1 protein-coding gene is annotated in these 226 nt (G+C 67.7%); it reads right to left on the bottom strand.

What is annotated here, in order from left to right:
• On the bottom strand, positions 1-226 hold a 226-nt coding region (locus AF337_RS15430), incomplete at both ends, for a helix-turn-helix transcriptional regulator (protein ID WP_152971094.1).

Raw genomic sequence — 226 nt, 5'->3', positions numbered from 1 at the left:
GCCTCGCGGGCCATCGCCACGCGATAGCGCCTGGGCGCCATACCCGTCATCCGCTTGAAGGCGTTGCTGAAGGCGCTTTCGGATGTGTAGCCGAGCGAAAGCGCCAGCGCCGAAACCGGCATGCTGCCCTCCCGGAGCTCGCGTTCGGCTAGGCGCATGCGCCAGCGGGTCAGATAGGTGAGCGGCGCAACCCCCGCCACGGTCTTGAACCGCAGTGCAAAGCTCG

Origin of the sequence: Rhizobium ecuadorense (genome assembly GCF_001187535.1) — a bacterium.
GTDB lineage: Bacteria > Pseudomonadota > Alphaproteobacteria > Rhizobiales > Rhizobiaceae > Rhizobium > Rhizobium ecuadorense.
This window is presented reverse-complemented; position numbering and strand designations above follow the sequence as displayed.